This window comes from Clostridium septicum, assembly GCF_003606265.1.
GTDB classification, from domain to species: domain Bacteria; phylum Bacillota; class Clostridia; order Clostridiales; family Clostridiaceae; genus Clostridium; species Clostridium septicum.
The window spans coordinates 1,129,589-1,142,642 of record NZ_CP023671.1 but is presented as its reverse complement, the minus strand read 5'-3'; the positions used below and the strand labels follow the sequence as shown (position 1 = coordinate 1,142,642).

Annotated in this window: 7 protein-coding genes; 6 read left to right on the top strand and 1 reads right to left on the bottom strand. The window is 26.2% G+C overall.

What is annotated here, in order from left to right; genetic code table 11:
* The first annotated feature begins 95 nt into the window (after positions 1–95).
* From CP523_RS05015 to CP523_RS05005, 3 genes are all read left to right on the top strand, one after another.
* Complete coding sequence (locus CP523_RS05015; RefSeq protein ID WP_120140594.1) at positions 96–2,627, top strand: dockerin type I domain-containing protein; 2,532 nt, start codon at positions 96–98, stop codon at positions 2,625–2,627.
* Positions 2,628–2,812: 185 nt separating this feature from the next.
* Positions 2,813–5,323, top strand: a complete 2,511-nt coding sequence (locus tag CP523_RS05010; RefSeq protein ID WP_120140593.1) for a leucine-rich repeat domain-containing protein — start codon at positions 2,813–2,815, stop codon at positions 5,321–5,323.
* Between the two features lie 203 nt (positions 5,324–5,526).
* On the top strand, positions 5,527–6,900 hold the full coding sequence (locus CP523_RS05005; RefSeq protein ID WP_162925948.1) for a leucine-rich repeat domain-containing protein: 1,374 nt from the start codon (positions 5,527–5,529) through the stop codon (positions 6,898–6,900).
* 354 nt (positions 6,901–7,254) lie between these two features.
* Here the strand turns inward: CP523_RS05005 and CP523_RS05000 are convergent, their stop codons facing one another.
* The gene (locus CP523_RS05000) at positions 7,255–8,727 is read right to left on the bottom strand and encodes a dockerin type I domain-containing protein (RefSeq protein WP_083089438.1); all 1,473 of its coding nucleotides are present in this window, start codon (positions 8,725–8,727) and stop codon (positions 7,255–7,257) included.
* Between the two features lie 187 nt (positions 8,728–8,914).
* On the opposite strand from CP523_RS05000, the gene CP523_RS04995 reads away from it, so the two are divergent.
* From CP523_RS04995 to galE, 3 genes are all read left to right on the top strand, one after another.
* Positions 8,915–9,841 (top strand): cohesin domain-containing protein, encoded by a 927-nt coding sequence (locus CP523_RS04995; RefSeq protein ID WP_120140591.1) that lies wholly within the window; start codon positions 8,915–8,917, stop codon positions 9,839–9,841.
* 23 nt (positions 9,842–9,864) lie between these two features.
* Complete coding sequence (locus CP523_RS04990) at positions 9,865–11,790, top strand: glucosaminidase domain-containing protein (RefSeq protein WP_120140590.1); 1,926 nt, start codon at positions 9,865–9,867, stop codon at positions 11,788–11,790.
* Positions 11,791–11,974: 184 nt separating this feature from the next.
* Positions 11,975–12,973, top strand: a complete 999-nt coding sequence (galE, locus tag CP523_RS04985) for a UDP-glucose 4-epimerase GalE (RefSeq protein WP_066675718.1) — start codon at positions 11,975–11,977, stop codon at positions 12,971–12,973.
* Positions 12,974–13,054 lie beyond the last annotated feature (81 nt).

The window sequence follows — 13,054 nt, the reverse complement described above, 5'->3', positions numbered from 1 at the left end:
TTTAATTAAAATATTAAAGAATAATATATATTAAACGAAAAAGTTAATAAAATTTACTTTATACTAACGAAATAAATAAAATTAGGGGGATAAAAATGGAAAATAGGAAATACAAAAAGATCTTAATATCACTTTTTATGACATTTTTTATTATCATAGGAAATTTTAGTACTTATGAAATTTATGCAGAGAATTTTCAGTATCCAAAAGAAGAAGGTTATTTAGGAGTAGACGTCTATAATTCAGCTGAAATAGATAGACAAGCATATCAGAGATATAGTATCCCAGATGAAATAAATAATATTGTTATATTTATTAGATTTAAAGGAGAAAGAGAGTTTGTTAATAAAGATAGTATTTCAGTAATAAATGATATTTATAATGGAGACGACATATCATTAAAGGCATATTTATCAGATTTAACTTATGGAAGAGTAAAGTCTAGTACTACTTTTTATCCACTAAATTCAGAAAATAATTATTATTCTTATGAGGCACCTCACTCTAGAGAGTATTATAAGAAAAAGTCAATTAAAAATCTTCAAGGATATGAAAATAATTCAGAGAGATTTACAAGAGAAAATGAACTGTTAGTTGAAGCTACAAATAGTATTTCATCACAAGTTAATATTCCAAAAGAAAAGCTAGATTATAATGGTGATGGTGCTATAGATAATGTAACTTATGTTATAAGTGGATTACCTGAAGGGCATGGAGATTTATTATGGCCACATAAAACAACGTTAAGTAATACAGCTTACATAAATGGAAAAAGGATAGGTGAGTATAATATTTTACTTCAAGGAACTGCTAATACTGGAGTTATGGGGAAGTATACTAGATTAGTTGGGGTAGTTGCTCACGAATTTTTACATACATTCTATTTTCCGGATTTATACAGATATAATAATTCCTCAGCTAATCCAGTTGGTAAATGGGATATAATGGCTAGTACTGCAAGAAATCCACAATTACCACTTGTATATACAAGACGTATTTATGATGGTGGAGAAGAGATACCTGAAATAACATCAGATGGAGAATATAAGATAAGTCCATCAAACTCAAGTAATAAGGAAGATACTATAGCATATAAAATAAAATCTTCTTTATCAAAAGATCAATATTTTGTAGTTGAGTTTAGAAAAGGTGATGATAAGTGGGATAAAGTTTTAAATATAAATAATCCAGGACTATTAGTTTATAGAATAGATGAATCAGTATCAGCTTTTAATGGTAATAAACTTGGACATCCAGATCATATTTATGTATTTAGACCAAAAGCAACTTCTCCTGAGGCAGCAAACGGTGATATAGATGAAGCATTAATTAGTCCAGGTTTAGGAGAAACAAAGATAGGTAAAGTATCTAGTGGATCTGCTTTTGATAGTGATACATTATATTTTCAAAATGGATCAAATAGTGGAATAGAAATATATGATATTAAATTTACTGATGATGGAAATCTTGATTTTAAAGTTAAGTTTCCAGAAATAGAAGGAGAGGGTTCAAAAGAAAAACCATTTATAATAAAAACAGCAGATCAGTTTAATAATATAAGAAATAATTCAAATGTTTACTATAAATTAGCTAATAATATAGATATGTCAGAAATAGAAAACTTTTTACCAATAGAAAAGTTTGATGGGAATTTAGATGGACAAGGATATACTATAAAGAACATAAAGATAAATAGACCAACAGAAGAAGCATTTGGGATATTTGGTTACATTTCTAATAAAGCTGTAGTTAAAAATATAAATTTTGAAAATGTTAATATAGTAGGAAACCGTATGATTGGTGGAGTAGCTGAAAGAAATGATGGGGAAATAGAAAACATTAAAATTAGTGGTAGAGTACTAGCTAATAGAGATTATGTTGGAGGCTTAGTTAATAGTAATGGCGGAAAGATAATAAATAGTATTTCAACTGTTGATATAACTGGTGGAGACTATATAGGTGGAATTACTGCTAACAATTATTATGGAACTATTGAAAATAGTGTGTTTGGAGGAAGTTTAAAAATCACAGAAGGTAATAAGGTTGCAGGAATAGCTGCAAGAAACTATGAAACAGTAAGTATAGTAAAAAATAGTTACTGGAATGTAGAAAAGTCAAAAGTTGAAGTTGGGGCAGTAGAAGGTGATGGAGATTTAACAAAAGGAATGATAGGAGTTAAATTAGAAGAAAATGTACAAGCTAATGTAGGAGGAAAAACTACATTTAATATAACTTTAATAGGAAATCCAGAAGACACTAAATTAATTAATGGAGAGTTTAGGTCTAATAATAAAGAGTTAATAAACACCATTAATATAGTAGAAAAAAATAATAATAGGATAGAGTATAGTTTTGTACCTGATAAACCAGGGAATGTAAAGCTTACTTATGGAATAAATATTGAAGGAAATACTTTTAATATAGATACTAATGTAAATATAAAAAATAACTTCTTAAAAGAAGATATAAATAAGGATGGGGTAGTAGATATAGAGGACTTATCATTAATAGCTGTAAAGTATAATGTGAAATCAATAGATAATGGATGGGATTCAAAATATGATTTGAATGGTGATGGAATAATTGATATTTTAGATTTAGTAAAAATATCGCATATAATTAATTAATCAGCAAAAGTAAATATGAAAATTCATTTATATAGGTCTTTTATATAGAAAATATTGTCGATTTTAAAAAAATATTCTTTGAAAAACAGATAATATAGTATATAATAGTAATTAATTAACATTTTGTTAACAAATAATTAATAAATGATTAACAAATTAAAAAATATTAGTAAGGAGAGCGATTAATGAAGAGAAGATTTATAGCAAGTATAATAATGACAACATTATTAGTTAGTAATTTTTCACCTGTAATTAGGAGTGGAGCAGAGACTTTAACTGAAAACATAGGAGAAATTAAAATAGAAGAGGTAAATTCTGATTCTAAAAGTGAAGAAATAGTTAATATTCCAGACCCTGCTTTTAAAAAGGTTATAAATGGATGTATAAATCAAAGGGATGATGCTGATGTACCAAAATGGAAATTAGCAAGTATAAAATCAATATGGGCAGCCAATAGTGAAATAAAAAGCTTAGAAGGAATACAATATTGTCCAAATTTAGAGGAATTAACTATATACGGAAATGATATAGAAGATATAAATGGACTTTCTAATTTAAATTTAAGGATTTTGAGAATTGGTGGTAATAAAATAAATGATCTAAAACCAATAAGTAAAATGAAGAATATGGAGGAATTAGATGTAAGTAGTACCAATATTACAGATATAACTCCATTAAATGAATTAACCAATTTAAATGAACTAGATATTTCTCATAATAAATTAAAAGATTTAAAAGATTTAAATATATTAAGTAATTTTAAAAAGCTTAAATCTTTATTTATGAGTAGGTTAGAAGCTGATAATATACAATCATTAAGTGAGCTTAAAGATTTGGAAAAATTACGTATAGATGAAAATAATATAAAGGATATATCACCATTATTAGGATTAAAAAATATGAAAAATTTAAATTTTGAATATAATGATGTAGAAGATATATCAACATTAAGTTCTATGCCTAATTTAGAAAAAGTATCAGCAACATATAATGAGATAAAAGATGTATCACCAATAAAATCATTATCTAAGTTATATTGGATAACATTAGATAGAAATAAGATAGCTGATATAACGTCTATACAAGATAACAGTAATTTTAGACATATAAGATTAAATGATCAAAGAGTAACATTAGATGCAAAAGAATTTAATAATAGTATAGAAATTGAAAGTCCAATAAAGGTAAAAGATAAAAAAGTTAGATTGGACGGGGTATCAAATGAAGGAGAGGTTAATGAAGATACGAATTCTATTAAATGGGATAATTTAAATGATTCTTCAATAAAAGAGTTAAGTTTTGATTTTAGTACAAGAATAATATTTAGAAAAGCTAATGTTATATTTTCGGGAAAAGTAGTACAACCTATAGAATTAAAAGAAAAAGCTGAAGTTAATCAAAAGAAATTAGCTGAAGTTGATCAGAAGAAATTAGTTGAGGAAAGAATAAGAATTGCAAGAGAAACTGTAAGTATCCATGATGATAATTTAAGAAGAGCTCTAAATAAACAAATAGGTGGAAATGAAGATGAGTCGAGATTATCTAGGGCTAAACTTAAAGAAATAAAAGAATTAGTTATAAGCGATACAGAAATAAAAGATTTATCTGGAATTGAAAATTTAACTAATTTAACTAGTTTAACTTTAAGTGGAAATGGATTAACAGATATAACTCCATTAAAGAAATTAACAAAGTTAAATGAACTAAATATAAATAACAATAAAAATTTATATAATATAGAGGCATTAAGTTATTTAGTTAATTTAGAAAAAGTAATACTAAATAATAATAAAATAAGTAATTTAAGACCTTTACTTAGGTTAGATTCCTTAAAACATTTAGAGTTAAATGGTAACCAAGTAGCTGATATTGATATATTAGCAGATTTAAGAAAACTTGAAGTGCTATATTTAGATAATAATCGTATTGATAATGTGGGATCTTTATCAACTCTTACAGAGTTAAAAGAACTTAGTGTTAATAATAATAGAATATCAACTGTATCATCTTTAGGGAATTTAACTAATTTAGTTATGTTAGGAATTTCAAACAATAATATAGATGATATATCATCTATAAGTAGCTTAATAAAATTAGAAAAATTATTAGCAGCAGGAAATAACATAAGTAATTTAGAGCCACTTAAAGATTTACAAAAATTAAGTTTTGTAGAGTTAAATAATAATAAAATAAGTGATGTTACTCCAATACAAAATCTTAAAGTTTTAGAAAAGGCAAATTTAGAAAATCAAAGCATAAATTTAGAGCTTAAAAAAGTTAATAGAAGATTGGAATTAGATAATCCTATTAAAGCAAAAGATACTTATATAATTGCTAAAGATCTATCTCAAGATGGATATATGGATGAAGTGTACAATACTATAAGATGGAATTATGTACCTACATATATAGATGATGTAAGATTTAAATTTAATCAAGAGATAAATATTGCAAAGGGAAAAGCTACATTCTCAGGAGAGGTGGTACAACCTGTAAGATATGATAAGTATTTATTAAATAAAAAGTTAGATTTAAATTCCGATGGAGTAGTAGACATTGAAGATTTATCTAATGCGGCTTTAAAATATAATTTAAAAAGTACTGATGCAAAATGGGATGAAAAAATAGATATAAATGGTGACAAAATAGTTGACATATTTGATTTAATTAAAATATCAAAATACATTGATAAATAATTATAAAGAAATAGGGTATAAGCAATGTGAATGTTTATACCCTATTTTACTACAATAAATAGGATGAAGCTTGAAATAAGAAGAGGGGTAAATGAAGAAAAAATTTATACAGTTAAAATGAAAGGGGGTGTAATCAATAACTTTGTTTATACCCTATATATTTTACTAAAAAATAAAAAAATTTAATGAAGGAAGAAAAATATATGAAGAAAAAATTAGCAATAAGTATTATCTCAACTTCAATTATATTTATAAATATATTATTATCAACAAAAATATCTGCTGATAACCTAAATTTAAAAGAAAATTTTGGACAGGCAACAGGGGATATAGTAAATGCTGTTTCAGAAGATGGGTATGTAGATATTCCAGATATTACTTTAAGAAAGTCATTAAATAAAGCTCTTAATCAAAATGAGGATGATAAAATATCCAAAAGAAAACTTGAAAAATTAACAAAATTTTATTCTATGTTTGGAGAAGTTTCAAATTTAGAAGGAATACAATATTGTACAAATTTAAGAGAGTTAAATTTACAAGTAAATAAAATAAAAGATATAACTTTGTTAGAGAATTTAACAAAGCTAAGATCTTTATCACTAAATGTAAATGAAATAGAAGATATATCTCCACTATCAGAATTAAAGGAATTAAGAGAGTTGTATATAGGATATAACCAGATAAAAGATTTAACTCCTTTAAGTAACTTAGAAAATTTAAAGGAATTATCCATTGGAAAACTTCCTATAGATAATATAGAAGCAATAAAGAATAAGCCTTATTTAATGCATTTATCTTTAGATAGCAATAAATTAAAAGATTTGACTCCTATAAGGACTTTAAAAGATTTAAGAAGTATAAGTATAAGTTCTAGTAATGTTGAAAATATAGAATTTTTAAAAGACTTAGAAACTGTAACTTGGGTAGATTTACATAATAACAATATAAATGATATAACAGTATTAAAAACTTTACCTAATTTAAGTGGAGCAGTTTTAAATGATAATAACATAGCCGATATATCTCCTTTAAAAGATTTACAAGATTTAGAGTTAGTTTATGTAGATAATAATAATATAGCAGATATAACACCATTAAAAGATTTAACAAATTTAAAGAGAATAAAGGTAGATAATCAAAAAGTAATATTATCAAGTAAAGAAGTTAATGGAAGAGTTGTAATAAAAAATCCACTTAAACATATGAATGGATATGGAAAGGTTAAGGGGTTAGATAATAATGGAGAAGTAAATGAAAGTAATACATATATTAGTTGGAATAACATAAAAGACGATACCATAAAAAATCTATCTTTTGATTTTAACGAAGAAGTAACTTTAGGGAGGGAAGAAATTCCTTTTTCAGGAAAGGTAATTCAACCAGTAAAATTTAATTCAAATGCAATAAAGCTAGAGGATATAAATAAAAATAGTGTTGTAGATATAGATGATATGGCTATTATAGCAAGTAAATATAATAAAAAACATTCAGATGAAAATTGGAATGAAGATTTTGATTTAAATAAAGATAGTATTATTGATATCTTAGATTTAGTTATTGTTTCAAAATCAATGTAAAATACTTTAATAAATTAAAATAAGGGAATTTTTTATTGAGAGAAATTAATCAAATTAGGATAAATCAGAAAATAAAAATGAAGAAAAACAAGAACTTACTAAAAATAATGAAATAAAAAATGAAAGTAGAAAAACACTTCCTCAAACAGTAACTCCAAATATTTTAGGATATTTAGGAACTACAGCATTGATTTTAGGTTTTGTATTAACAAAAAGAATAAAGAGATAAAAAAAGCAACTAATAAGAATATATAATCTTATTAGTTGCTTTCTATTTAAATAATTTCAAAAATAGTTTTAAAAATAATTAGCAAATTATAGTTTTGAGATTATCTTTATTTTTATAAACTAAAATTAAATTGATTTAGATACAGGAACCATATCTAATACATCTATGAAATTATCTGAATTTAAATCAAAGCTTTTATTAAAGTTACTGTCTGAAGATGATTTATTATATAATGTTGAAATAAGAGATAAATCTAAAATATCAACTACTCCATCACCATTAACATCTTTAGGATCTTTTTTAACAGTAGGTTCTTCTTTAGCAATAGCTATTGTTTTAGTCTTGTCCACATTATTATCGCTATATTTAATATTTAAGTTATTATCTTTTATGTATAAGCTTGAAATGTTTCCTTTAAAATCAGCTACTTTTTCGATTGAATTATCAGCTAAACTAAGCTTTGATACACTATAAGTAGGCTGAGGTGCTGGATATAGCCATACATATGAAGCATAATAAATACTATTATTGTCATCTAATCCAACTAAGTTACTTCCAGAGAAATCAGATTTTACTGTTTTATTATCTCCACCAGTTAAATTACTAGAATAAAGTTTTTTATTATCAACATAGAATATTCTATCATTAACTCTTGTTGTGTTATAGCTATTAGCTTTCCTTAAAAAGTCAAAGTCAGTGCTTGTACCAACTGGGTATTTACTTTGATCCCATTGGTGTGACTTTGCCATTTCTGCATTTGAAAGGTTAAAGTAACTATAGTTTAATTTGTTACTTTCAGGTACAGGGTCATCCCAAGTAACATCCATTTGATAATATTTACCACCTATTTTTACATAATTCCATGCGTGAGCCATTTGATTACTTATTATAACACCACATTCAATACCACATTTATTTAATAACAGTTTCATAGCCTTTGAATATCCATCACAAACAGCAACTTGGTTAACTAAAGCACCGTAAGCAGTATGGGATATAGCTGGAACTGTATTTTTATTATAATTTTCACTATCATAAGTACAGTTTTGAGTAATATAATCGTGAATTATAAATTGTTTTTTTACTTCACTATATGAATCATCTATAAGATTATTCATAACATAATTAACTTTTTCATTAAGTTCATTTTTCATTTTTCCTATAGTTGCATTATCATAATTGTAGTTAACCATTAAAGTGTATTGTCTTAATTTACCATCACGAGGGCTTGTAGAGTAACTACATCTTATAGAGTTATCTGCGTAGAATATGTCTGGATGCTCAGCTAAGACATCAAAAAATAAATTCATTGCTAGATTTTTATCAGTTCCCATATAATCAGTAAATGCACTTAAGTCTATTTGAGGTTTAAGAGCTAATAAATCTTTGTATATTGCTTCCTTAATAAGTACTTTACCATCAACACTAGCATAAAGAGTAGGAGCCGTAATAGGCTCAGAAATTTCTTTGTAATCATCAAAAACAACAGATTCAGTATGAACTTCTAGAGTTTCTGCTGATGTAGCAATGCTAAATGTAAATAGGTTTAAGATTAAAGTAGTCATTAAAAGTTTACATAAATTTTTAATTTTAATCATCTCCCTTTTATTAAAATAAAATGTTTTATATGTTAATTATACCTTATTATGTATAATAAAGTAAAATTAAATAAAGTTGTAAAATAAATGTGATATTAATGAAAAATATGAAAAAAATATGATATAATTTGTTAGTCGAATAAATTAACAAAAAGTTTATAGTTTTAAGAAAAAGGGGGACTAAATTTTGAAAAAAATTCTAACTTTGATGGTAATGTTCTTAACTATTTCCACTATTTGGGTATATGCAGAGACAAATACAGACATTAATTTCAATATTGATGGTGAAGTTTCTAAAGGGAAAGAAGTTACAATAAACATAAATGTGGACAAGGCAGATAGACTTTATGGATTATCTGTAGATTATACATATAACCCCGAAGAGATAAAAGTTACTTCAATTCAAGGGGCAGGACTGATTAAAGAAAGTAAAGATAATTTCTTTGAAGCTGGTGGAGAAACAGCAAAGGATGGAAATATAGCAAATTATCAAATGACTTTTACAGGAGAAGTTGATGGTATAAGTGGTTCAGGGACTTTAGTTACAATAAAAGCAGAAGTTTTAAAAGATACAAACTTAAATTTAACAGAAGACAATATGAAAATAAAATTAATAGGTATAAATAAAGATTATAAAGTTTCAAGAATGGATTTCAATTTAAAAGAAGTAAAAGAAGATAAGAAAGAAGAGACAAAGGAAGAGTCAAAAGAAGAAAATACAGAAGATTCATCTAAACCAAAAGAAGAAAATAAAAATTACAAAGTAGATAAGGCTTCAGATAATGAATTAAAAGAAGACAAGCCAACTATAGTTAAAAAAATATTAAAATTCTTTGGTGTTAATAATACTAATACACAGCTTCAAGAAGAAAAAAACGATAATATTAAAGAAGAGAATTCAAAGAAAGATACTTCAGATGAAAGCAAAAAAGAAAGCAAAGATAATACAGAAGATAAAAATGTAGACACTAAAAAACAAGATAAAGATAAAGAAAATAACAAAAATACAAGCAGTATGTTACCAGTAGGGGTAGGTGGTGCAGTAATAGTTTTGGTGGCTGCTATAGTTATTTTTAAATTAAAAAATAAAAAGGGAAATAAAGGTGAATTTTAATTTAACAGAAGGGAAGTAAAGTTATGAGAAAACTTAAAAAGCTGTTATCATTAATTTTAATAGCTACTTTTATATCACCGACAGTTAATATTTTTGCAGAAGAAACAAAATCTCAAGGAAATGAAGATATTAAAAAATATGAAGAAGTAAAAATTGGAGACTTTCAGTATTTTAGTCCAAGTTATTCTGTGGATGAAAAGCCAGAAGTTAAAAAGAAACTTGAAGAAAGCAAAGAAATAAAGGTTTTAAAAAAAGAAACTACAGCAAATTTTGAAATTGCATTAGCTTATAGTGATGGAAGCTACAAGTATGTAGAAAATGCCAATACTTTAAAGGAAGCAATAGATAAAGCAGATAAATTAGAAACTAAGAAAGAAGAACTTGAGCATCATGAAGGAGAGATAATTCCAACAGTAATTAATGCTGGAGGACAAGCCGTCTATTCAACTAACTCAATGGGAAGAATATGGAAACATAGAGACGGTAAGCCAGAAGCCAGCAATAACTATTTAACATATATTTATTCAAATCCAGAGTTAAGCAAACAGTTCACATATATAAATCAAGGATATATAGATGATGTACCTATTATAGAAGATATAGGTAATGCAGCTAAGGTTCAAGTAAATGGATATAATGGCTGGGTAAATAAAAATCAAAGTTCAAATGATTATGATTTAGTGGTAGTTCCAATAAATCAAGTAACTAATCCAAGTTGTTATTTAGTTAAAAATGGATTCTTATATCACTTTATATCTAATAATATGACATCTTATGAGGGTAATGGTTATTCAATAAAGGTTGGTAAAGCACCTTCATACTTAACACCAGGAAAAGATTATTATAGTTATGATGGAGTGTATTTTTATGATGGAAATACAATATCAGAAGGGCTTAATAAATTAATAACAGATTTAAAAAGTAATACAAAGGGAAGAGCTGTAAATTCAAGCTCACCATACTATGCATACTATCAATACCTACCATTTAGAACTAAGACAAACTATACAGCTTCACAATTAAACTCATATATAAATAGAAATGCAAAAGCTAATAGTAAGCTTAGAGGATTAGGTGATGTATTTATAGAAAGTCAAAATAAGTATGGGGTAAATCCGTTATTAATGTTAGGAGTAGCAATAAACGAGTCAGCTTTTGGAACTTCAAATATAGCATTAACTAAAAACAATTTATTTGGTATTGCAGCATATGATTTTAGTCCAGGAGAAAGCGCAAACTCATTCCAAACTCCAGGGGATTCAGTAAGAGAATTTGCTAAAAACTATATTTCTAGAGGATATGCAGATCCAGCTGATTGGAGATACTTTGGAGGATATTTAGGAAATAAAGCTCTAGGAGCAAATGTAAAATATGCTTCAGATCCATACTGGGGAGAAAAAGCTGCTCAACATATACTTGATATAGATTTTGAACTTTCAGGTGGAGATTTAGATGACTTAACAGATTATGATGCTTATCAACTTGCAACATATACAGGAGCTAATACAGTTACAAATCAAAATGGAGAGCTTATATATAATATAAATCCAACCGTTAGTGGATGGGGTGGATATTCAGGAAATATAGTTGCACTAACATATGGAGAATCAAATAATTGGGGAGAATATGAAGTATTTCCAGATAGAACTACAGCTTTAGACGATGGTGGAGATGAAAATAAATTCCATGGAAATTATGATTGGAATAACAGAGGATTTATAAAAACTAATAATGTTAAATTTATAAATACACCCAGTAGTCCATTTATACCAGGATATGAAAAAAGTGATGTAAATAGAAATGGGAAAACTGATATAGAAGATCTATCTAAAATGGCTGTAGAATATAATTCAACAAGTGCTAGTAGAGGATTTAAAAGATATTTAGATTTAAATAGTGATGGAATTGTAGATGTATTAGATTTAATTAGTATTTCAAAGAAGTTATAAAATTCATAAATATATTAGATTATGTAAAATATTAAAAAGAGAAATTTGTGTAGAATTTCTCTTTTTAACATTTTGTAAGGCTTTAATATTAAAGTTGAATTTGTAGAAAACTTAAAGATAATGTTATAATAAACGAAGCATTTAATATAAATTTTAAATTGTTAATACAAATGGAGGGGAAAATATGGCGATATTAGTTTCGGGTGGAATGGGTTACATAGGTAGTCATACAACTATAGAACTTCTAAATGAAGGACATAAAGTTATTATTGTTGATAACCTATACAATAGCAATATAATGGTTAAGGATAAAATTAAAGAAATAACAGGGAAAGAACCTAAGTTTTATAAAATAGATTTATTAAATGAAGATGATGTTGAAGTTGTTTTTAAAGAAAATAATATAGATGCAGTTATTCATTTTGCAGCATTAAAGGCTGTAGGGGAATCAGTTTCAATGCCTCTTGAGTATTATAATAATAACTTAACTAGTACATTAGTTTTATTAAAACTTATGAAAAAGTATGATGTTAAAAATTTTGTGTTTAGTTCTTCAGCAACTGTGTATGGGGAGTCGGAAATAATACCAATACCTGAAAATGCCCCTCTTTCAGCAACTAATCCTTATGGAAGAACTAAGCTTATGGTAGAAGATATTCTAAGGGATTTATATAAAGCTGATAATTCTTTTAATATAGCTATTTTAAGATACTTTAATCCTGTTGGAGCACATAAAAGTGGTCTTATAGGAGAAGATCCAAAAGGAATTCCTAACAATTTAATGCCATATATAACAAAGGTAGCTGTAGGAGAATTAAAAGAACTTAATATATTTGGAGATGATTATGATACAGTAGACGGAACTGGTGTAAGAGATTATATACATGTAGTAGACTTAGCTAAAGGACATTTAAAGGCATTAGAGAAATTAAATGAAAATCCAGGGCTTGTAACTTATAATTTGGGAACAGGAAAAGGATATAGTGTATTAGAACTAGTTAAAGCTTTTTCAGAAGCTAGTGGAGTAGAAATACCTTATAAAATAGTTGGCAGAAGACCAGGAGATATAGCAACATGTTATGCAAACCCAAGTAAAGCTAACAGAGAACTTAACTGGGTAGCTGAAAAAGGAATTAAAGAAATATGTGAAGATTCTTGGAGATGGCAAAGTAAAAATAATTAAAAATAAAAGATATAATAATTTTATTAAGTAATATATAGTAATAATTTTTAAATTATATAAATAGAAAAAGAGATATTTAGA